Source organism: Paenibacillus sp. FSL H8-0048 (assembly GCF_038002825.1).
GTDB lineage: Bacteria > Bacillota > Bacilli > Paenibacillales > Paenibacillaceae > Paenibacillus_AQ.
The window spans coordinates 1,921,502-1,942,032 of the sequence record NZ_JBBODF010000001.1 but is presented as its reverse complement, the minus strand read 5'-3'; the positions used below and the strand labels follow the sequence as shown (position 1 = coordinate 1,942,032).

Sequence of the window (20,531 nt, the reverse complement as noted above, 5' to 3'; positions counted from 1 at the left end):
GACAATACAAATCCCCTGCCCGCAAAGGGCAAGGGATTACTGTTATACTAAGCGTTCTGTCTTACTTGGTCAACTGCTCCATCTGCTCAATGACGCTCTCAAATACGCTCATGGCTTCACGGATCGGCTCAGGAGACGACATATCCACTCCGGCCTTGCTCAGGATGTTGATGGAATAATCGCTGCCGCCGCTCTTGAGGAAGCCGAGGTAACGGTCAACCGCCGGTTTGCCTTCCTCCAGAATCTGTTTGGCAAAGCTCGTCGCCGCCGAGAAGCCGGTAGCATATTTATAGACATAGAAGCTGTTATAGAAATGGGGAATCCGTGCCCACTCCATCTCAATATCCTGATCGACCACCATATCCTTGCCGTAATATTTGACATTCAGATCGTAGTAGATGGAAGAGAGATCCTGCGGTGTGAGCGATTCGCCTTCTTCGGCGCGCTGATGAATGATTTTCTCGAATTCAGCGAACATCGTCTGCCGGAAGATCGTCGTACGGAACTGGTCGGCATAGTAGGTAAGCAGATACATTTTTTCCTTCGGGTCTGTGGATTTCTTCAGCATATAATCCATTAACAGCGCCTCATTGGTGGTAGAAGCAACCTCCGCCAGGAAAATAGTGTACTGCGCGTCCCGGTATTTCAGCGCGGTGTCCGAATAGTAGGAATGCAGGGCGTGACCCATCTCATGCGCCAGTGTGAACATGCTGTTCAGATTATCGTTATGGTTCAGCAGCACGAAAGGATGTGTGCCGTAAGCCCCCCAGCTGTACGCGCCGGAGCGTTTGTTCTCGTTCTCGTAGACATCAATCCAGCCTTTGTCATAGCCTTCCTGCAGAACACTCAGGTAGTCCTCGCCAAGCGGCTTCAGGCCTTCCTTGGTAATCTTCTTGGCCTCGTCAAAAGTAATATCCAGCTTATATTCGTCCACAAGCGGAGCGAACAAGTCATACATATGTAGCTCATCGACCCCGAGCAGCTTCTGGCGCAGCTTCATATAACGGTGCATCAGCGGCAGACTCTCATGAATCGTATCGATCAGATTCGTGTAGACTTCCTTCGGAATATTGTCACCGTAGAGCGACATTTCAAGCACGGAAGGGTATTTGCGCACACGGGAGTAAAAGACATTCTTATTCACATTAGCGCTCAGCGTAGCAGCAATGGTGTTCTTTTGCTTGCCGTAGGTTTCGTAGACCGCTTTGAAGGCATTCTTGCGGACGTCACGATCCGGGCTTTCGAGGAACTGAATATAGCTTCCGTGCGTCAGCTCGACTTCCTTGCCTTCTTCGTTCTTAATCTTCGGAAACTTCAGATCCGCATTGTTCAGCATGCTGAATACAGTCTGCGGGGCCTGAGCGATCGTGCTGACCTGAGCCAGCAGGGCTTCTTCCGCTTTGGACAGGACATGGGCCTTCTCACGCTTCATTTCAGTCAATGTGAAGGTGTAGCCGGAGAGCGAAGGGTCGGCGATGAACTGGTCCAGCGTCGCGTCAGGCAAGGCCAGAATCTCTGGTGTGACAAAAGAAAGGGCTTCGCCCGCTTCAACGCCAAGCTTCTTGGCCTTGGAGGAGAGAGCCTGGTACTTCGGAGCTGCTGTATCCTCATCCTGGCGCATATGCGCATAGACATAGAGGCGTTCAGTCAGCAGGGACAGCTTATCGTCCAGCTCGAAGCATTTCTTCAGGGCATCGGGAGAATCCAGCTTCCCCTGGAAGGAGGCAGCGCTTGTGATCAGCGCCTTCACTTCCTTGTATTCGGCATCCCACTGCTCCTCTGAAGCAAACATATCTTCAAGCTTCCAGCGGTTCTCGGCGGGCACTTCACTTCTCTTAGGTAATTGTTCCATAGAAATCCTCCTCGGTAGATGGGATGCGGCTGGGCTGCTCTCCGCCTGCGGGTGCGCTGAGGACAGAGTTCCTTGCAGTAGGCTGAACGCAAGCAGGAGCGGGAGTGATTTGGCGGTAACGGACATGAGGGCAGCCTCCTGATTCTCAAAGTCTGCTTAGTATGCCCTGCCAATTCATGTTTATTAAATCATAAGTGTGCTTACAGATGAAGTTATGTGAGCAGGCTATAAATAATGAAGACAAAAGCCAGCGCAATCATAATGACTGCGGTCAATGCCATCCCGCGCTTCATGCGCGGGGGCATTTTGTCCTTGCTCATAATCAGTACGGCACCCAGACACAGGACGACTACTACATAGATGACAAGACTCTCGTTATCCATGCCGGACTACACCTGTTTGAAGGCGGCAATGATATTCTTGTACTCTTCTTCATTATCCTTGTAGGATTCTTTATTGAAGCGGTTGTTCACCCACTGCATCATAGCCGGACGGCTCATGAAGGTATGCGTTTCTTCACCCCATTGGTCGGAGATTTCACGAAGGATAATATAGCGTCCCTGAACCTCCACCGTCATCATGTTCCACTTGTCTGTTTTGTATATTTCATGTTTTTTGATCATTATCATTACCACCCTGGCGATTTTTGGCTTTTGGGTCAATGATAACGCACCAGAGAAGGGAAAAGCAAATTAAATCATGAAATCAGGGAAAAGATGGATTGCTTTACAAGTATAGAAAGAGTATAATGTAAGCATACGCCATATATGGCGCTATTTTTAGGAGGTTGTTCATTTGAAAGGTACAGTAAAATGGTTTAACGCAGAAAAAGGTTATGGTTTTCTTCAGGTTGAAGGCGGCGAAGATGTATTCGTTCACTTCTCAGCAATTCAAGGCGACGGATTCAAGACTTTGGACGAAGGCCAAGCGGTAGAATTCGATGTTACTGACGGTAACCGTGGTCCACAGGCAGCGAACGTAGTTAAATTATAAAATACGGCCAAGGCAGAGCTTCTGTCAGCCGCAATATATATATTTGATCTAGCACGCACTGGCATAAGTAGCATCAGGCAGCTTGAGCAGCACAGTTCCTTCGGGGGCTGTGTTTTTTTATTATATGAGGAAACTATAGCTTCCTTTTGCTGAGGCATGCTTAAAACCGAATACAATTGGCAGGTACAGCGGAATATGGACCAAATGTATGTGGAAAACAGTATACATTGTGCTCGTAAGCAGGCACGCGGCCTGAATGCTATGTGAAAAATAGTATACATTGTGCTCGTAAGCAGGCACGCGGCCTGAATGCTATGTGAAAAACAGTATACATTGTGCTCGTAAGCAGGCACGCGGCCCGAATGTATGCGAAAAACAACATACATTGTGCTCGCAAGCAGGCACGCAGCCTGAATGTATGTGGAAAACAACATACATTATGCTCGCAAGCAGGCACGCGGCCTGAATGTATATGGAAAACAACATACATTGTGCTCGCAAGCAGGCGCGCGGCCTGAATGTATGTGGAAAACAGCATACATTCAAGCCGCGCGAACTCAGAGCGGGGGCTTACTCTTATTCCTTAGCGGACGGACTGTGCCGCCCCCAAGGTCCAACAGATGCTTGGACAGGAAACCGGCGAAGGCCAGAACCGAGAAGGCGGTAGCGACCAGATAAAATACAACCCGCCCGGCATCCTGGTAGATCAGCCCGCCGAAGGTGCCGCTGAGCAGACCTGCGCCGCTGGACCATACGACGGTGAAGAGGGCCATTCCGGTGGCCCGCAGATGATCAGGGATGATTCGTGTGATATAGCGGACGGCGGTTACATAATAAATGCCGAACGAAATACTGTGCATGGCTTGAATGGCAACCACTGTGCCCGGCTCCTGGGCCAGCGACATGAACAGAAAGCGCAGCGTGAACATCAGGCTGGCACAAGCGAGCAGCGGCAGCTCCTTGAACTTGTCGCCATATCTGCTGAGCAGGAAGAAGATAGGGATCTCACTGAGCGCAGAGGCCAGCTGCGCCCAGCCCACGATCTCATCTCCTGCATTCATGCCCTTGAGGCTGATGGTCAGGAAGGCCTCGTTCATCCTGTAGCCGATGGCGAGCAGGAAGACCGAGCCGAAGAACCACAGCACTTCCTTTTGCAGCAGAATCTCCCGGAGTCCGGAGCCCTTCAGCGGTTTGTCCGCAGTTTCCTTGTCTACAGAGAGCGGTGCCGCTTCGGTTCGCTTCACATCCTTCAGCCCAATCGTAATCAGCAGAGCGGTTACGACAATCACAATGCAAATCGCTACGCTATACTGAGGTCCGAGCGTTCTAAGTACATAGCCTATTGTAAGGGCGAAGAAGGAGTACCCGAGTGAGCCGAATACACGGATGGCGATGAAATTCCGCCCGTGGCGCTGGGCAATTTTGATAGCCATCGTATCTGCCAGCGGAAAGACAGGGTAATAGAAGAAATAGAAAAAGGACAAAATAAGCATTACACTAGAAAAATCGGTGGCTCTGGCCAGAATAATGGCGGTTACCAGCTGGCCTCCAAGCAGGAGGGCCATAATCTTACGGACGGTACCCAGCCGGTCGCTCATCATACTCCAGAACAGATTAGAGAGAATTGAGATTAACGGGCCTACTGAGTAGAGCAGACCCATTTGCGGACTGCTGAAGCCCAGGTGGGCATAAAATAACGGGAAATAAGAAACAACCAGCACACTGGTGCCGTACAGCGTAAACATAAAGGATCGCAGCCAGTTTTGATCACTATATTGGCCGCCGCTCCGCCTCGCATTCATGATTGTGCACTCCTTCGGAATATAGAAAAGTATAGTATAGCATAAAGCGGAGAAGCCGGGGGGTTCGTAAAATATCGATTTTCTGAATCTTTCAAGAGTTTGCGAAAGTGATTTTGTTGTTTGTACAAATCCGCTCTGCATATTATAATAATCATGATTTGGATAAGGAGACAACAATGTGGAGGCACTGTCATTGAATGAATTTGAGCAAGGCCGTAACCGTAGTCCGCGCGGTCCTATTGGACTCATGAAGAGGGTCTATAAGTACGTGCTGCCGGAAGTGCGATCATGTCTCGATTTCTGGCGCAAGGATGCAGAAGGAATTCCCGATCCTGAGCTCCGCAAGCAAGCGCTTGCCAGCATTGAAACGAAGCAGTTTCATTGCGAAGGCGGCGGAATCTATGCCGCCGGCAATTTGTCGATGAGACATATACTGATTCCGCTAATTGTTGCTTATCAGACGATCAGTGATTATTTGGACAACCTGTGTGACCGCAGTACTTCGCTTGACCCGGCTGATTTCCGGCTGCTGCATAAGTCTATGCTGGATGCTGTTACCCCCGGCGCAGAGCCTGTGAACTATTACGCGCTGCGCACGGAACAGAATGACGGCGGATACCTGCACAGACTGGTCCGCAAATGCCAGGAGATGACCTCCCGGCTGCCCGGATACGGTGCTGCTGCTGAAGAGGTCTATAATCTGGCCGTATTGTATACCGATCTTCAGGTCTATAAGCACATTCACCCGGAGCTCCGGGAAGCGGCCCTCAAGGAATGGTGGGAGAAGGAGGGGCACCGGGCGCCTCATCTCCAGTGGAATGAGTTTGCGGCCGCAACCGGTTCAACTTTGGGCGTATTTATGCTTTTTCTGGCGTCCTGTGATCCTAAGCTAAGTACAGTGGCATCATCATCCATTCGTGCTGCTTATTTTCCGCATGTGTGCGGTCTGCATATCATGCTGGATTATCTGATTGACCAGGATGAAGACCGGGCCGGCGGTGATCTCAATTTCTGCAATTATTATGAGAATACGGATATGATGCTGAACCGGATCGCTTCCATTGTGGAGTGGGCCCGCAAGGATGTCCGGAGTCTTCCCGAGAACTCCATGCACCGAATGATCATCGAAGGACTGCTGGCACTCTATTTATCCGATCCCAAGGTGAGTGAGCAGCGGGAGGTCCGCTCGGTGTCCCGGAGGCTGATGAAGAATAGTCCGCTGACCAGACTCTTCTTCTTCGTCAACAGCCGCTGGATTCGCAAACACATGTATTGATGCTGCTGGATCTTCTCCGGGTAAGGGGGAGAAACCGGCACAAATTTAAGGAGGAACTAACAGTATGTCAAACGTAAAAAAAATCGCAGTATTAACCAGCGGAGGAGACTCCCAGGGGATGAACGCCGCAGTGCGTGCGGTTGTCCGCAGCGCGATCTACTTCGGAATTGAGGTATTCGGCATTCAGCGCGGATATCAGGGCCTCTTGAACCGTGACATTTTCCCGATGGATTTGCGTAGTGTCGGAGATATTATCCAGCGCGGAGGTACCGTTCTGCAGTCTGCACGCTGTCTGGAGTTCATGAAGCCGGAAGGCCAGCAGAAGGGTGCTGACATTCTGAATGAGCTTGGCATCGACGGTCTGGTTGTTATCGGCGGAGACGGCTCTTATCATGGCGCCAACAAGCTCAGCAAGCTGGGAATCAAGACGATGGCTCTTCCGGGCACTATTGATAATGATATTTCTTATACAGACTATACGATTGGGTTTGATACTGCCGTAGGCGTAGTAGTGGATGCGATCAATAAATTGCGCGACACCATGTCTTCCCATGAACGTTCCTCCATCGTAGAGGTTATGGGCCGTCACTGCGGAGATATCGCTCTGCATGCGGGTCTGGCTTCCGGGGCGGAGACCATTCTGGTGCCGGAAATGCCTTATGATCTGAATGAGGTAGCTGACCGGATGAAGGATAATTTCGCACGCGGCAAACGTCACAGTATCGTCATTGTAGCGGAAGGCGTAGGCAAAGGTGAGGATGTTGCTCAGGCTCTCAAAGACCGCCATGCTTCCCTGGATGCCCGTGTAACTGTACTGGGTCACATTCAGCGCGGGGGTACTCCAACACCGGGAGACCGTAACCTTGCCAGCCGTCTGGCCGATTTCGCGGTCCGCAAGCTGATCGAAGGCGAATCGGACAAGGCGTGCGGGATTATTAAAGGGGAACTGGTTCTTACCGATATCGACAAGGTAGTGAACACGAAGAAAGATTTCAATATCGAGCTGTATGAATTGGCTTCCCGTCTATCCCAGTAACAACTACAAGAATTCATCCAATCTCCAATCCTTAGCGGAGCAGTCATCCTTCCATTTCCGGAAGAGACTGCTCCGTTTTTTGGCTTGACTATATACCCCCACCCGTATATTATAATACCCATAGGGGTATACAAACAGGAGGGAAATAATATGAGCAGAACTATAGTCATTATCGGCGGAGTTGCCGGAGGGGCATCCGCAGCAGCGCGCTTAAGAAGATTGAACGAAGAAGACAACATTATAATTATAGAGCGGGGAGAGCATGTTTCTTTTGCCAACTGCGGCTTGCCTTATTATATTGGAGAGACGATTGATTCAAGAGATAAGCTGTTCCTGCAGACACCGGCTGGTATACAGGCGCGCTTTAATATCGATGTGAGAATCTTCACCGAGGCAACGGCGATTGACCGTGAACGCAAGGAGGTACATTGCCGCAATGTTACAACAGGCGAGACACTGCACATTCCATATGACATTGTAGTGCTCTCTCCGGGCGCGAAGCCTATCGTTCCGGCGTTTCCCGGAATCGCTGAGGCGGATAACCTGTTTACACTGAGGAATATTCCGGATACGGACCGTATCAAGGCATATGTGGACAGCCGTCACCCCCGGCATGCCACTGTAATTGGAGCCGGTTTTATCGGCCTTGAAATGGCTGAGAATCTCCGGGAACGGGGTCTTGCCGTAACTGTAATTGACCGGGGGGAACAGATTCTTAACCCGCTTGACCTGGAGATGGTTCGTCCGCTGGAGGAGCATATGCGTCTGCATGGGGTAGAGCTGCGGCTGAATGAGGGCGTAGAAGCTTTTGAACAACAAGGCCGTCTGGTTCGTCTCTCCTCCGGCGGGGAGCTTAGCACGGATATGGTTATTCTGGCGATCGGGGTCAGTCCTGAGAATGACCTGGCGCGAAGCTGCGGACTTGAGCTGGGCATCCGGGGGGCGGTTAAGGTGAATGCTTCACTGCAGACGAGTGATCCGTCCATCTATGCTGTTGGTGATGTCATTGAAGTGAAGGACCGTGTTCAGGGGTTCGATACCATGGTATCCCTTGCCTGGGGGGCCAACCGTCAGGGGCGTCTGGCCGCTGATCATATCAATGGGCGGCAAGCCTCGTATACAGGAGCATTAGGTACGGCGATTATCAAGCTCTTCGATATGACAGCTGCGCTGACCGGAAATAATGAGAAGACGCTTAGTTCACTGGGCGTTCCCTTTGAAGCTGTGCATATCCATCCGAATTCCCACGCCGGTTACTACCCCGGTGCTGTGCCAATAGCGCTCAAGCTGCTGTTCAACCCGCAGACAGGTGAGATTTATGGAGCGCAAGCAGCCGGAAGTGCCGGTGTCGACAAAAGAATAGATGTCATTGCCACCGCTATCCGCAGCAAGCTTAAGGCTGATGAGCTGGCAGATCTGGAGCTGGCGTATGCGCCGCCGTATTCCTCGGCCAAAGATCCGGTCAATATGGCAGGCTATGTTGCCTCTAATGTGATGGAAGGACTCGTCCGCAATCTGCAATGGCATGAGGTGGACGAATTCACCCACACTTCCGGTCTTATCATTGATGTCAGAGACGAAGCAGAGCGGTTAGCCGGTTATATCCCCGAGTCCATCAATATTCCTCTGGCTGAGCTGAGAGACCGTCTTTCAGAGATTCCGCAGGATCAGAAGATCGCCGTATCCTGTCAGGTAGGGCTGCGCGGCTACATTGCTGCCCGGATGTTAACCCAATACGGATATGCAGTACGAAACGTTGACGGAGGCTACAAGACATACGCAGCAATGGCAAGGGGGGCTAACACTGGAGATTCCGGGAAGACAGGAGCACCAGTTTTGAGAAAAGAGGACCCGTCTCCCGCCGGGATAGTCCATATCAAAGAACAGCTTAGCAGTAAGCCTCAGCTCTTACTGGATGCTTGCGGATTACAGTGCCCCGGCCCTATACTCAAAGTATATGAGACTATAGGTTCTATGGAGGAAGGCCAGCGGGTAGAGATCACTGCAACGGATTTCGGGTTTGCCGCTGACATCAGGCAGTGGTGCAGCAAGACGGGGAATACGCTGGAAGCTGTGGATGTATCCGGAGGCAAAGTTCACGCACTGGTACGCAAAGGACAAGACCCGGAAGACAGAACCGGGGTAGCGGCGGGACAGGCAGCAGTCTCTGAAGGAACCACGATGATTGTATTCAGCGGTGATCTGGACAAAACCATCGCTTCCTTCATTATTGCAACAGGCGCCGCAGCGATGGGCAAGCAGGTAACCATGTTCTTTACCTTCTGGGGGCTTAATGTTCTGCGCCGGGGGCAGTCTCCACAGGTGAAGAAACATGCACTCGACCGGATGTTTGGTCTGATGATGCCGAAGGGAACGCGGAAGCTTCCCTTATCCAGAATGAACATGGGCGGGCTTGGCGCCAAAATGATCCGTTATACGATGCGCCGCAAGAATGTGGAGTCTCTGGAAAATCTGATGCAGGGGGCACTGCATGCGGGGGTCAAGCTGATGGCCTGCACAATGAGTATGGATATCATGGGCATCAAGCAGGAGGAATTAATTGAGGGTGTGGACTTCGGCGGTGTTGCCAGCTATCTTGGAGCTGCCGAGGACTCCGGCGTGAACCTATTCATCTAGAGGGGGCTGATTGACAGTGGAATATGATAAAGCTATTACCAACCGCTTGAAACGTATTGAAGGTCAGGTAAGAGGCGTGTTAGGGATGCTGGAGGAAGGCAAGGACTGCCGTGAGATTGTGACTCAGCTGACTGCGATCCGGACAGCGGTAGACCGCTCTATCGGTGCAGTAATCGGAGATAATCTGGAGCATTGTATCCAGGAAGAGCTGGCGAAGGGGAATTCCCCTGAGCAAGTGATTAAGGAAGCGGTGGATCTGCTGGTAAAAAGCCGGTGAAGCACAACAGCCACAGACGAAGGGGGTCTCCCGGATGTCTGTGGCTGTTTTTGGTTCTACATCGAAGCTACAGCTGAACTTTGTGGCGTTAATTCAAGCCTTCTCCGGAGCGAATCTGCGCTGCACCCTGACGAGACGGGCCAGCAGCAGAATTGCGCCGATGCCAAGGCCGGTGATGAGTCCGATCCAGTAGCCGTAGGCCCCAAGCGAAGTATAAGTGGCGAGCAGGTATCCGACAGGCAGGCCGATCACCCAATAGGCAATGAAGCAGATGACGAACGCAGGATTAACATCCTTATATCCCCGCAGCACACCTTGGGTCGGGGTTGCGATAGCATCGGAGATCTGGAAGAAGATCGCGTAGATCAGGAAATGCTGGATCAGCGAGATCACCTCATGGTCATCCGAATACAGCCCGGCGACATGATTCCCGGCGAAGAGCAGCACCAGCGCTGTGAGCAGGGAGAGGACAGCCGCCGTACCAATGCCCATAATGCCATACTGGCGTGCGTCCTTCAGCCGGCCGGAGCCGCTCTCGAAGCCGACGAGAATCGTCAGACTCATGCAGATGCTCAGCGGAATCATGTAGAGGGTGGAGGCGAAGTTAATGGCGGCCTGATGGGCAGCGATTGTAATCGTATCGAAGCGGCTCATCAGCAGGGTTACAGCCGAGAACACCGCCGTCTCGAAAAAGATCGAAAAGCCGATAGGCACACCAATCTTCAGCAGCTCCTTGAGACTTACCAGAGACACCGCGTGAAATTTACGGAAAATCTGCAGGCTCTGGAAAGGTTCGGCCCGGTAGACGAAGATTAGGGCAATCAGGAAGATGACCCAATACGTGATCGCAGAGGCAACGCCTGCGCCTACGCCGCCAAGGCGGGGGAAGCCGAAGTTGCCGAAGATCAGCAGATAGTTAAGTCCTACATTGACCGGCAGGGCAATCAGGGTGATGAACATGGAGACGCGGGTCTGGCCCAGGGCATCAATACAGCTGCGGACAACGGTATAGCCGAACAGCGGGATAACGCCGAAGGAGATGGCACCGAGGAAGCGGAAGGCAATATCGCGTACGGCAGGCTCCAGATTCATGAAATTCAGGATCGGTGTGAGAGCGAGGCTGCCAAGAATCAGCACGAGCGCCGATACGATCAGGGAGAGCCAAATGCCCTGCATCACCTGATTGGCCACATCCTTGTCCCGCTTGCTGCCAAGGAGATGAGATACAATGGGTGTGATCCCCATAAGAATACCGCTGAGGCCTGTCTGGATCGGAATCCACAGGCTTGTGCCGATGGCTACGCCGGCCAGATCATTCGTGCCGAATTTGCCGGACATATTGGTGTCGAAGAAGGTAATGGCTGACAATGCAATCTGAGTAATCAGAATCGGAAGCAATATATGAAGGAATTGCCCGGCCTTTTGCTTAATGGAAGAAGTCTGTTTCATAATCATCAATGCCCCGTTATCATTATTTTGGATACTTATATTCCAGTGTAAATGTTCCCAGTAAAAAGCCCGGCAGCTGCCGGGCTATGGATATCGTGCGGCTATAGATACATCCGGATAATTGCAGAAAGCTTATTGGTCGTACTTCACATCGGCGGTATAGCGGTTGTTGGCATTCCAGAGCAGGAATTCGTCGATATTCTGATCCTTCAAGGCACGGATCTGATCTTCAACCTGCTTTTTGCCGTATTTGACATAATGCCCGCTGCCCAGCCAGCTGGCGGTGAAATCCTGAATCCATGGGCGGATCACCGGTTTGTAGCTGCCTAGCGGGTTTAGCTTCTTGTGCGTATCGACCATTGAACCCTTAATGGTAGCATAAGGGTCTTTGTCGGGGTCCTTCACATCGAACCAGCCGGTGGAATAATGACTCGGATAGACCATCGGGCTGATAACATCGACATTCTTGGAGATCTTCACGAAATCCTGGCCGATGCCTTCTGCGGCAGGTACCGAGGCGGCATAGCCAAAGATATCTACCGAAATCCGAACTCCAAGCGGAGCTAGCTCAGCTTTGGCATATTTGACGAAGTCGGCGATAATTTCCACACGCGGTCTGTCGCTCTTCGTGTATTTCAGAGTGTCTGCACGCTTCTCGAAGCCCTCAGGGAAGCGTACATAGTCAAACTGGATTTCCTTGAACCCGAGCTTAACGGCTTCCTTGGCAATATCTACGTTATACTTCCACACATTTTCATTATAAGGATTGACGAAGCTGTCTCCGCCTTTGTTGGCCCAGACAGAGCCGTCTTTGTTAACGAAAGATAATTCCTTGTTCTTCTTGGCAAGCACAGAATCCTTGAATACTACAATCCGCGCAATCGGGTAGACATTATGCTCCTTCAGGCGGGTCATCAGCTTGTTGATATCCCCTATGAACGGCTGGGGATGCCCCATTTGCTGAAGCTCAGCATTGTCTGTCTTGTAGGTGATATATCCGGCATCATCCTTAATATCGATGACCATGGAATTGAGCTCAGTCTTGTCCAGCAGGGCAAGCAGAGTCTCCATGCGTGCGCCTCCGGCGCTGTAAGCAGTCACGTATATCCCTTTAACCTTGGGAGCATCCGGCTGCGGATCAGCAATACGAGCTGTCTCCGGCGATGCGCTTGGGGAAGGTGCTGGAGAGGCAGTGCCGCCTCCGTTCGGTGATGCTGCTTCCGGATTCGTTGTGTGTTCTGCGACGATGGGGGGATTCATGGCGCCCTGCAGTACTGCTGCCACATCGGCTTCATGTCCCTGGTTCGGGACACCCACGCCTCCCAGCGCCATCATCAGTAAAGCCCAGGTGATATTCATTTCTTATTCGCTCCCTTTATGTACATTCCTTATAAAGTATAAGGTAACGGATGCACCCAAAAAGAACAGACTTGTAACAATACCCGTAATTTTTTGATGTCTACTTTCCGCTCTTGTTGTTTATAAACGGGATGTACAGATTTTGAACCGCTGAATATAAAAGTAAATGCCGCCCCGGACTGGCACGAAGGCCAATGACCAGGGCGGCAACTATTACAACTTGCTCTTTACGGCAGCTTGCTCAATGAAGATACGCAGAATTCTGATGCTCGCAAATGCTGTAATGGATGATATCCATGGCATCTGCCGGTTCCAGAATACTCAGACCGTCACGCAGTACGATTACAGAATTGAGTTCGTCCTGCTTCAGGAACGGTATCATATCCGGATACCACCTCATGACGATTGCTGACAGTTTTACCGTTTCCATTTCCACAAAAATCACCCTTTCCTTTTTCGAATCGAACTGAATCAGAATTCAGGGTCCACCCGGAAAAACGAAGTGCCTGGAAAAAAGAGGGTAAATCACAATCTTCATGAAATTGTTAAGGTCCTGCGTAGCTATAATATAACATAATTTGAACGGATAAGCATTTTCTTATAAATTAACGTTTGCGGAAGGAGCCCATCACACCGACAGTCTCGACAATATTTACAAATGCCTGCGGGTCGCTTGTTTTGATAATGCGTTTCAGCTCCGCAAGCTCATACCGTGTGGTCACTGTCATTAGCATGTCCCGTTCTACATGAGAATAAGCACCTTCCGTCTTAAATTTTGTAACTCCGCGCTGAAGGCCCAGCAATTGCTGCAGCAGCTCGTCAGTCCGGTTGGTGATGATGTACACGGTAACCTTGATGTGGCTGATATGAATCAAGTCGACCACCTTACCGGTGACGTATATAGACACCATGGAGGCAAGTGCCAGATTCCAGTTATCGTCAAAATAGGCCGCAGCAAGAATGACGAGGCCGTTGAGACCGACCAGCACATTGCCTACCGGGAAGTCCCGGTACCGTGTTATAATGGAGCCCAGAATATCGAAGCCGCCCGAGGAGCCTCCTACGCGGAAGGATACACCAGCCCCGACACCTACAAGCACTCCTCCGAACACAGAGGCGAGCAGCATATCCGAAGAGACCTGAACGACAGGCACGACTGTCATCAACCAGGTTGTTGCCCCTACAGAGACAATGCTCAGAATGATAAATCTCCGGCCCAGCTGGAACCATCCGGCAGCAAGCAGCGGGATATTGAAGAGTAAATACAGTAAGCTGATGTTAAAAGGAGTGAAATAACCGGCCAGCATCGCAAGGCCGGATACGCCTCCGCTGAGCAGTCTGTGGGGGATCAGGAACAGATTAAAGCCGCTTGCGATCATCGCTGACCCAAAGAGAACGGCAAGAAAGCTCCCGAATAGTCTTAGTTTAACCAAGCAAATTCACCTCTGAGTGTAGTGTGAGTGTCATGTAAGTAATGAAAGTAAGGAATACACTGGTATTCCTGATTGGGTTTGTGATATAATGTATAGGATATTCTTGAGTAGGACGTTACAATGGTATTTTTGCATTGCTTAGAATGCGAAACTGCAATTGTCAGGTGTAAGTAGTGGCCTGATCATAGGACATTTTTTTGTCCCAATACGCGCTAAACCATGCAGGAAATACGGCATGATTGGACAGCCTATAAATGTGTTTACCGCTACTTAAGAATACAGACAAGCATGTGGAATGTCCACTGTATAGAAGGAGCATGAATAATTTGAAAACATTCGCAGAATTCGGCTTGGAGCCAAAAGTACTTCAAGCAATCACAGAGCTAGGATTTGAGGAAGCAACACCCATCCAGGAGCAGGCAATCCCGCTTGCACTGACCGGATCGGATCTGATCGGCCAGGCACAGACGGGTACAGGTAAGACCGCAGCCTTCGGAATTCCCCTCATCTCCAAGATCGCAAGAGAAGAAGAGAAGATCCTGGCACTGGTAATGACGCCGACGCGTGAGCTTGCCATCCAGGTTGCTGAAGAAATCGGTAAGCTGACCCGCTTCAAAGGACTTCGTTCACTGGCTATCTACGGCGGGCAGGATATCGGCCGTCAGATCCGCGGACTGAAGAGAAAACCACAGATTATTATTGGTACACCGGGACGCCTCCTGGACCATATCAACCGCAAGACCATCCGCCTGGATGATGTTCAGACGATCGTACTGGATGAAGCCGATGAAATGCTCGACATGGGCTTCATGGAGGATATCCAGACTATCCTCAAGCTCGTTCCTGAAGAACGTCAGACCATGCTCTTCTCGGCTACTATGCCTCCTAACATCCAACGCCTTGCCCAGCAGTTCCTGAAGAACCCGCAGCATGTATCCGTAATTCCTAAGCAGATTAGCGCACCGCTTATCGACCAGGCTTACATTGAAGTGCCTGAACGCCAGAAGTTCGAAGCGCTTAGCCGCTTGATTGACATGGAATCGCCTGATCTGGCGATTGTATTCGGCCGCACGAAGCGCCGGGTAGACGAGCTTGCTGAAGGCTTGCAGAAGCGCGGATATTCCGCTGACGGCCTGCATGGTGACTTGTCGCAGAACCAGCGTGACGCTGTAATGCGCAAATTCCGCGACGGCAGCATTGATGTACTGGTAGCTACAGACGTGGCTGCACGCGGCCTGGACGTATCCGGCGTAACGCATGTTATCAACTTTGACCTTCCGCAGGACCCTGAGAGCTATGTACACCGTATCGGCCGTACTGGCCGCGCCGGCAAAGAAGGAACGGCATGGTCCTTCGTAACTCCGCGTGAGATTGACCATTTGCACCTGATCGAACGTGTTACCCGTCACCGCATTACCCGCAAACCGCTTCCTACAATGGCTGAGGCTATTGAAGGCAAACAGCGCATTACTGCTGAACGTTTGCTGGCTATGGTTGAGACAGGTGAACTGAATGAATACAAAGGAATTGCCATTCAATTGCTGGAGCAATATGATTCTGTACAGCTGCTGTCCGCAGCGATGAAGCTTCTAACCGGCGATAATAAGGATGCGCAAATTGAATTGACTCCTGAAGATCCGATCCGTGCCAAGCGCCGCGGAGGCAAGAACGATATCCGCAGCGGGCGTAAGCCTAACGGCGGCTATGGCGGCAACCGTTCCGGTTCCGGTTCTGGTTCTGGTGGCGGCTATCGTGGTAACCGTGACAATGCAAGCGGCGGCGGCTATCGCGGAAATCGTGATAACTCCAGCAGCGGCGGAAGCACCCGTGGCGGCTACAGCAGCGGCTATGGCGGCAACAGCGGAAGCGGCAGCAGCTACGGCGGCGGCTACAAAGGCAACCGTGATGGAGCGAGCCGTAACACAGACGGAAGACCATCCTCGCGTCCGAGCAGCACAAGCACCCGCCCGGCCAAGCAGGATTATGACGCTTAAGACATAACAGAACACCTTGAAGAAGACGAGCAACCGTTACCGGTTCCCGTCTTCTTTTTTACTGCAGATTCGCTTAGATGAAGGTACGGCTGATAATGACCAGCAGGATGAAGAGCACGAGAATTGTTCCGGTGGAAGTCCAGGGATTGCAGCAGCCAGGTGCGGACATGAGGTCAACCTCCTTTGAACATGGGGGATTTGTTGTGGTTACAATGTAATATATGGACGTATTGCAGTGCTTGCTTAGACACTTACCTAGAACTTGTAAACTTGGGCGCTGGAAAAGTCCAGTACAAACAGGTATAGTTAAGATACGCAGTATGCACAAGATAGACAGGAGGAAGGGAATTGGAGTTTAAAGGAGCAATGGGCGGTATATACCGCATCACGGAATGGATCTCACGCATCGCCTTCAGCAATATATTATGGGCATTGTGTTCGATACCGTTCCTGTTCGCAGGAATTCTGAAGATCCTCATGCTGGGTTCAGAGGCAGGCGGACCGAATGAGCAGATTATGCTGAACTGGGTACTTGGAGTATTCGCGCCATTCACTGTATTTCCGGCGACGTCGGCGTTATTTACAGTGGTGCGCAAATGGGTAATGGGCAATACCGATGTAAGTACATTCCGCACTTTTTTTCAGGGGTACAAAGAGAATTATCTGAAAAGCATGCTGGGAGGGCTTATCTACACCCTGCTGTTTGTCGTGATGTACGTTGATGTGACCGTATACATGACACAAATGCCGAATTTCAAGATCGTCGGTATCCTGATGCTGGTGCTGATGATTATTTTGTTCGTATCGATGTTTAACTTCTTCTCTATCGTAGTTCACTACCAGATGACGTTCAAGGAAGTGGTAACCAATTCGATTCTGCTCACGATCGCCCGGCCGATCCGTGTGTTCTCGACGTTGATTGGTTCAGGCGTTCTTCTCTATATAGGTCTGCGGTATCCGGTTCTCTACGTGATTTGTATTCCTACGCTGGTTGCTATGCTTGCCTTCTTTAATTTCTTCGCTACATACAATAAGCTGCAATTACAGGTGGAGAAAAAGAAGCTGGCTGAAGAACAGGCCGCACTGGAAGCGGCTGAGAACGAAGGTCTTGCGTCGGATGACGACGATGACGAGGATGACGAAGACGACAGAGACAAGGACACCGGTAAGGATTTCAAGCGGACTTAATATTCCTTTGATCATCCGGGCAGTAATGTCAACGGAAAATGATCCCGGTGTTAAATAAAGCGTATACAGGTTTACTTTTTCGTCAAAACGCACTATAATGTTTATAAATCCTGCGATGTACGTTATGGTTGCTCGTTGTTTTGAACCAATGATAATGTCTTGGGAGATCTACATGAAGCGCGGCTGAACAGCCCTGTCTATATGACCTGGGGAATTCAAAAACGACTTCTGCGGTCACCCACCTGCTCTAGCAGGTTCAGAAGACACTGCAGCCGGACGGCATAGGCGGGTTTTCTAATGGAATCGACAAGGCACCCTGTTACCTGCTCACTTGCGGGTAAAGGGTGCCTTTTTCAAGGTTAAAGTGAGCAATGCCCTTTTGTTCCGCGGACAAGAGTGTTACACTTAAGGTAGTGAACTTGGGATTTGAAGAGGGGGAAGAATTTTGTCGTTGAAAAGAACCTTGGTCGGTTTATTTCGCAGTCATGACGGAACAAGCGACCGTGCCAAAGATCCGGCATTGAAAACGCGTTATTACAATCTTTCAAGAGACAAGGCGTGGGACGAAGTCTCCGCAACACTGAAGAAAATTCCTGGATACAAGGTCTTGCATGAAGTGCAGTCTGTAGGGGAGATCACGCTGGAGAAAAGAACGGCGTTAGGCCGCTCGCTGGATATCACCGTATCTGTGCTAAGCACCACGCCCGTACGCTGTGCCGTAGATATATATTCAGCATCCAGAGGGTCGCTCGGCGATCTGGGTGCCAATTACCGTGTCATTCAGCGTTTGTACCAGTCTCTGGATAAGAAGCTGGGCAAATATAAGGTGGATTAAGGACAAGTACCTGGGCATGTTTTGCCGGGATTGTATGCGGTTTCCGGGAGCGGGACAGCCCGCTCTGAACGCGGTTATCCTTATTGATCATCATACGCAAAAAGCGGAGAAGGATGACCTTCTGCCGCTTTTTTTCAAAAATGCACATCTATAGCTTCGAAGGCTGTATAACCTATCAGTGCTGTCCGTTCCAGCTTACAGCAGAGCCTTAACTGCGGAAATGGCCGCTTCGTAGTCCGGGTGCTCAGCCATTTCACCGAGATACTCGACATAAGCCAAAGTATCGTTCTTATCTACAACAAAGATAGAGCGCATGTCGAGACGGAATTCCTTGATAAGGACGCCGTAGGCTTGTCCGAAGGAAGTCTCCTTATGGTCGGACAGGGTGATTACACTGTCAATGCCTGCGGCGCCGCACCAGCGGGCCTGGGCAAAGGGAAGGTCTGTACTGATGGTGAGAATGACAACATCATCGCCAAGACCGGCAGCCTCGCTGTTGAAGCGGCGGGTCTGCGCATCGCACACACCGGTATCCAGGGAAGGTACAACGCTGATCAGCTTGATTTTGCCAGCGTAATCTGTAAGAGTAACATCTTCCAGGAGATTCTTGCTAACCGTGAATTGCGGCGCGGGGTCTCCGGCTTTCAGCTGCGGGCCTACCAGAGTGATGGGGTTGCCCTTGAATGTGGCTACGCCTGTTCTTTCTTGCGTCATGTGCTTGTTTCCTCCTTGAATTGCAATATTGGCATGTACCTGCCAGAATAAATTATAATCTTTTTAGAAGCTGGATGTCGAGCTGGACAACATACATAAAAGGAGGGGTGTTATGATTTTTATAAGATATGAGAAGTGGAGAAGTTATCTCCGGTATTATCCTGTAACCTGTGCGCTGATTCTGGCCAACGTGGTTATGTTCATCGTGCTGTCTCTGAATGGCGGCTCTACCAACCTGAACACGCTTGTGAAGTATGGGGCTACAGTGAATGTGGGTCCTGAGAAGGATGAGCTGTGGCGCTACGCGTCGGCGATGTTCCTGCATAACGGCTTTGCCCATTTGTTCTTCAACAGCTTCTCGCTGCTTGTGTTTGCCCCGCCGCTGGAGCGGCTGATGGGCTGGTGGCGGTATGCGCTGCTGTATCTGGGCGGAGGTTTCGTTGCTAATCTGCTTGGAGTGGTCAGCCTCGGGCCTGTGGAGATTGGGATTGTCTCTGTAGGGGCCTCGGGGGCGATCTACGCTGTCTATGGCGCATTCCTCTATATTGCGTTGTTCCAGAGGGCAATGATGGATGAGGGCTCGCGCAAGACACTCTATGGACTTCTGGTGATGGGGATTATCACATCCTTTGCCACTCCATATATCAACTATATGGCTCATATCGGCGGCCTGATCGCCGGATTCTTCATTTATGGGCTAATCATCCGTGTATTCAAACGAAACCGGCGATAAGGAAGGGTGTAATCGTGGAGCTTAGACAGCTGCAGTATTTTCTGAAGGTTGCCCAGAAGGAACATGTCACCAGAGCAGCGGAGGAGCTGCATGTCGCACAATCAGCGGTGAGCCGCCAGATTCATCAGCTGGAGCAGGAGCTGGGGGTGGATCTGTTCATGCAGAAGGGGAGAAACCTGCAGCTTACACCTGTCGGGCAGCTCTTTTGCAAAAGAGTGGAGTCGGTGCTGAATGAACTCGACCGTTCAGTGGCTGAGGTGCATGAATTCCTTGACCCGGAGCGCGGCGAGATTCGCATCGGCTTCCCGCACAGCCTCGGGACTCATCTGATTCCTTCGATTGTGGCGGAGTTCCGCCGTCATTATCCCCATGTGAAATTCCGCTTCAAGCAGGGGGCCTATCCTTCCTTAATCAAGGATGTTATCTCTGGAGAGGTGGATCTGGCATTCATCTCGCCGTTCCCCGAGAATGTGGGGCATGTGGCCGGAGATATCGTGATGACCGAGGAGCTGTTCGCCATTCTGCCGCAGAATCATCCGCTTGCCAGCGAAGAAGTGATCCGGCTGGAGCAGCTGCGGGACGAGAAGTTCGTATTGTTCAGCCAAGGCTACTCGCTGCGGCCGATTGTGTGGCAGGCCTGCCTGGCGGCAGGGTTCAAGCCGCAGATTGCTTTTGAGGGCGGGGAGACCGATACGATTCGCGGTCTGGTAGCCGCCGGAATGGGGGTAAGCCTGCTGCCGGAGATGGCGCTCTACCAGACCAACCCGATGCAGCCTGCGCAGGTCCGGGTGGTGGAGCCTACGATTACCAGAACCGTCGGGCTGATTCACCGGGCAGAAGGTAAGCTGCCGCTGGTCGCCCAGTCCTTCCGTAACTTCCTGCTTACCTATTTCAAAGACAGACACACAGACAATACCCCGGTCGGCTCATAGCCTACCGGGGTATTGTCTGTG

General features: G+C 51.2%; 20 protein-coding genes and 1 other RNA gene. 11 read left to right on the top strand and 10 right to left on the bottom strand.

All coding sequences use genetic code 11. From position 1 onward, the window contains the following. Positions 1 to 61 precede the first annotated feature (61 nt). From pepF to NSU18_RS08480, 3 genes are all read right to left on the bottom strand, one after another. The gene (pepF, locus tag NSU18_RS08490) at positions 62 to 1,852 is read right to left on the bottom strand and encodes an oligoendopeptidase F (protein WP_341148774.1); all 1,791 of its coding nucleotides are present in this window, start codon (positions 1,850 to 1,852) and stop codon (positions 62 to 64) included. Positions 1,853 to 2,064: 212 nt separating this feature from the next. Then, the gene (locus NSU18_RS08485) at positions 2,065 to 2,235 is read right to left on the bottom strand and encodes a hypothetical protein (protein ID WP_340754769.1); all 171 of its coding nucleotides are present in this window, start codon (positions 2,233 to 2,235) and stop codon (positions 2,065 to 2,067) included. Between the two features lie 6 nt (positions 2,236 to 2,241). After that, the gene (locus tag NSU18_RS08480) at positions 2,242 to 2,475 is read right to left on the bottom strand and encodes a hypothetical protein (RefSeq protein WP_036702226.1); all 234 of its coding nucleotides are present in this window, start codon (positions 2,473 to 2,475) and stop codon (positions 2,242 to 2,244) included. Positions 2,476 to 2,647: 172 nt separating this feature from the next. Between NSU18_RS08480 and NSU18_RS08475 the strand changes: the two genes are divergently transcribed. Further along, positions 2,648 to 2,845, top strand: coding sequence for a cold shock domain-containing protein (locus NSU18_RS08475; RefSeq protein WP_036725228.1), 198 nt, complete (start codon positions 2,648 to 2,650; stop codon positions 2,843 to 2,845). A gap of 557 nt (positions 2,846 to 3,402) precedes the next feature. On the opposite strand, the gene NSU18_RS08470 is transcribed toward NSU18_RS08475, so the two are convergent. Continuing rightward, complete coding sequence (locus tag NSU18_RS08470) at positions 3,403 to 4,647, bottom strand: MFS transporter (RefSeq protein WP_341148773.1); 1,245 nt, start codon at positions 4,645 to 4,647, stop codon at positions 3,403 to 3,405. A 193-nt stretch (positions 4,648 to 4,840) separates the two neighbouring features. Here NSU18_RS08470 and NSU18_RS08465 point away from each other — a divergent pair, with 193 nt between their 5' ends. From NSU18_RS08465 to NSU18_RS08450, 4 genes are all read left to right on the top strand, one after another. Continuing rightward, complete coding sequence (locus NSU18_RS08465) at positions 4,841 to 5,923, top strand: tetraprenyl-beta-curcumene synthase family protein (RefSeq protein ID WP_036702370.1); 1,083 nt, start codon at positions 4,841 to 4,843, stop codon at positions 5,921 to 5,923. A gap of 64 nt (positions 5,924 to 5,987) precedes the next feature. Continuing rightward, a complete protein-coding gene (gene pfkA / locus NSU18_RS08460) occupies positions 5,988 to 6,959 on the top strand; it encodes a 6-phosphofructokinase (RefSeq protein ID WP_341020481.1) in 972 nt (323 codons plus the stop codon). Between the two features lie 150 nt (positions 6,960 to 7,109). After that, the gene (locus NSU18_RS08455) at positions 7,110 to 9,596 is read left to right on the top strand and encodes a CoA-disulfide reductase (protein WP_341020482.1); all 2,487 of its coding nucleotides are present in this window, start codon (positions 7,110 to 7,112) and stop codon (positions 9,594 to 9,596) included. A gap of 16 nt (positions 9,597 to 9,612) precedes the next feature. Then, on the top strand, positions 9,613 to 9,873 hold the full coding sequence (locus NSU18_RS08450) for a metal-sensitive transcriptional regulator (protein WP_209990974.1): 261 nt from the start codon (positions 9,613 to 9,615) through the stop codon (positions 9,871 to 9,873). 93 nt (positions 9,874 to 9,966) lie between these two features. Here the strand turns inward: NSU18_RS08450 and NSU18_RS08445 are convergent, their stop codons facing one another. The 4 genes from NSU18_RS08445 to NSU18_RS08430 form a co-directional block, all read right to left on the bottom strand. Continuing rightward, complete coding sequence (locus NSU18_RS08445; protein WP_341020483.1) at positions 9,967 to 11,322, bottom strand: MATE family efflux transporter; 1,356 nt, start codon at positions 11,320 to 11,322, stop codon at positions 9,967 to 9,969. 132 nt (positions 11,323 to 11,454) lie between these two features. Next, positions 11,455 to 12,681 (bottom strand): putative glycoside hydrolase, encoded by a 1,227-nt coding sequence (locus NSU18_RS08440; RefSeq protein ID WP_341148772.1) that lies wholly within the window; start codon positions 12,679 to 12,681, stop codon positions 11,455 to 11,457. 241 nt (positions 12,682 to 12,922) lie between these two features. Further along, positions 12,923 to 13,111: a hypothetical protein gene (locus NSU18_RS08435; protein WP_171718441.1), complete on the bottom strand. Its 189-nt coding sequence runs from the start codon at positions 13,109 to 13,111 to the stop codon at positions 12,923 to 12,925. A gap of 175 nt (positions 13,112 to 13,286) precedes the next feature. Further along, the gene (locus NSU18_RS08430) at positions 13,287 to 14,114 is read right to left on the bottom strand and encodes a YitT family protein (RefSeq protein WP_341020488.1); all 828 of its coding nucleotides are present in this window, start codon (positions 14,112 to 14,114) and stop codon (positions 13,287 to 13,289) included. 326 nt (positions 14,115 to 14,440) lie between these two features. Between NSU18_RS08430 and NSU18_RS08425 the strand changes: the two genes are divergently transcribed. Next, complete coding sequence (locus NSU18_RS08425) at positions 14,441 to 16,108, top strand: DEAD/DEAH box helicase (RefSeq protein WP_341020489.1); 1,668 nt, start codon at positions 14,441 to 14,443, stop codon at positions 16,106 to 16,108. A 73-nt stretch (positions 16,109 to 16,181) separates the two neighbouring features. On the opposite strand, the gene NSU18_RS08420 is transcribed toward NSU18_RS08425, so the two are convergent. Next, positions 16,182 to 16,277 carry a hypothetical protein gene (locus tag NSU18_RS08420; RefSeq protein WP_036702210.1) on the bottom strand — a complete coding sequence of 32 codons (96 nt, stop codon included), beginning with the start codon at positions 16,275 to 16,277 and terminating at the stop codon, positions 16,182 to 16,184. A gap of 179 nt (positions 16,278 to 16,456) precedes the next feature. Here NSU18_RS08420 and NSU18_RS08415 point away from each other — a divergent pair, with 179 nt between their 5' ends. The 3 genes from NSU18_RS08415 to NSU18_RS08405 all read left to right on the top strand — a co-directional run bounded on the left by NSU18_RS08415 (position 16,457) and on the right by NSU18_RS08405 (position 18,131). Then, entirely contained in the window at positions 16,457 to 17,296 is an 840-nt protein-coding gene (locus NSU18_RS08415) for a YesL family protein (RefSeq protein WP_341148771.1), read from the top strand. A gap of 104 nt (positions 17,297 to 17,400) precedes the next feature. Further along, positions 17,401 to 17,592: non-coding RNA, 6S RNA (gene ssrS / locus NSU18_RS08410), on the top strand. A gap of 149 nt (positions 17,593 to 17,741) precedes the next feature. Continuing rightward, on the top strand, positions 17,742 to 18,131 hold the full coding sequence (locus NSU18_RS08405) for a DUF1499 domain-containing protein (protein ID WP_036725209.1): 390 nt from the start codon (positions 17,742 to 17,744) through the stop codon (positions 18,129 to 18,131). Between the two features lie 195 nt (positions 18,132 to 18,326). Here the strand turns inward: NSU18_RS08405 and tpx are convergent, their stop codons facing one another. After that, positions 18,327 to 18,845, bottom strand: a complete 519-nt coding sequence (gene tpx / locus NSU18_RS08400) for a thiol peroxidase (RefSeq protein ID WP_340754751.1) — start codon at positions 18,843 to 18,845, stop codon at positions 18,327 to 18,329. 112 nt (positions 18,846 to 18,957) lie between these two features. On the opposite strand from tpx, the gene NSU18_RS08395 reads away from it, so the two are divergent. Together NSU18_RS08395 and NSU18_RS08390 are read left to right on the top strand one after the other, a co-directional pair. Next, positions 18,958 to 19,578 carry a rhomboid family intramembrane serine protease gene (locus tag NSU18_RS08395; protein WP_341020495.1) on the top strand — a complete coding sequence of 207 codons (621 nt, stop codon included), beginning with the start codon at positions 18,958 to 18,960 and terminating at the stop codon, positions 19,576 to 19,578. Between the two features lie 14 nt (positions 19,579 to 19,592). Further along, on the top strand, positions 19,593 to 20,510 hold the full coding sequence (locus tag NSU18_RS08390) for a LysR family transcriptional regulator (RefSeq protein WP_341020497.1): 918 nt from the start codon (positions 19,593 to 19,595) through the stop codon (positions 20,508 to 20,510). Positions 20,511 to 20,531: the final 21 nt, after the last annotated feature.

Excerpts from the sequence above, each read along its gene's own strand:
- NSU18_RS08470 (WP_341148773.1), bottom strand. The coding sequence starts at position 4,647 with ATGAATGCGAGGCGGAGCGGCGGCCAATATAGTGATCAAAACTGGCTG.
- pfkA (WP_341020481.1), top strand. The coding sequence starts at position 5,988 with ATGTCAAACGTAAAAAAAATCGCAGTATTAACCAGCGGAGGAGACTCC.
- NSU18_RS08480 (WP_036702226.1), bottom strand. The coding sequence starts at position 2,475 with ATGATCAAAAAACATGAAATATACAAAACAGACAAGTGGAACATGATG.
- NSU18_RS08455 (WP_341020482.1), top strand. The coding sequence starts at position 7,110 with ATGAGCAGAACTATAGTCATTATCGGCGGAGTTGCCGGAGGGGCATCC.
- NSU18_RS08445 (WP_341020483.1), bottom strand. The coding sequence starts at position 11,322 with ATGAAACAGACTTCTTCCATTAAGCAAAAGGCCGGGCAATTCCTTCAT.
- NSU18_RS08395 (WP_341020495.1), top strand. The coding sequence starts at position 18,958 with ATGATTTTTATAAGATATGAGAAGTGGAGAAGTTATCTCCGGTATTAT.
- NSU18_RS08420 (WP_036702210.1), bottom strand. The coding sequence starts at position 16,277 with ATGTCCGCACCTGGCTGCTGCAATCCCTGGACTTCCACCGGAACAATT.
- NSU18_RS08485 (WP_340754769.1), bottom strand. The coding sequence starts at position 2,235 with ATGGATAACGAGAGTCTTGTCATCTATGTAGTAGTCGTCCTGTGTCTG.
- NSU18_RS08440 (WP_341148772.1), bottom strand. The coding sequence starts at position 12,681 with ATGAATATCACCTGGGCTTTACTGATGATGGCGCTGGGAGGCGTGGGT.
- tpx (WP_340754751.1), bottom strand. The coding sequence starts at position 18,845 with ATGACGCAAGAAAGAACAGGCGTAGCCACATTCAAGGGCAACCCCATC.
- NSU18_RS08435 (WP_171718441.1), bottom strand. The coding sequence starts at position 13,111 with ATGGAAACGGTAAAACTGTCAGCAATCGTCATGAGGTGGTATCCGGAT.
- pepF (WP_341148774.1), bottom strand. The coding sequence starts at position 1,852 with ATGGAACAATTACCTAAGAGAAGTGAAGTGCCCGCCGAGAACCGCTGG.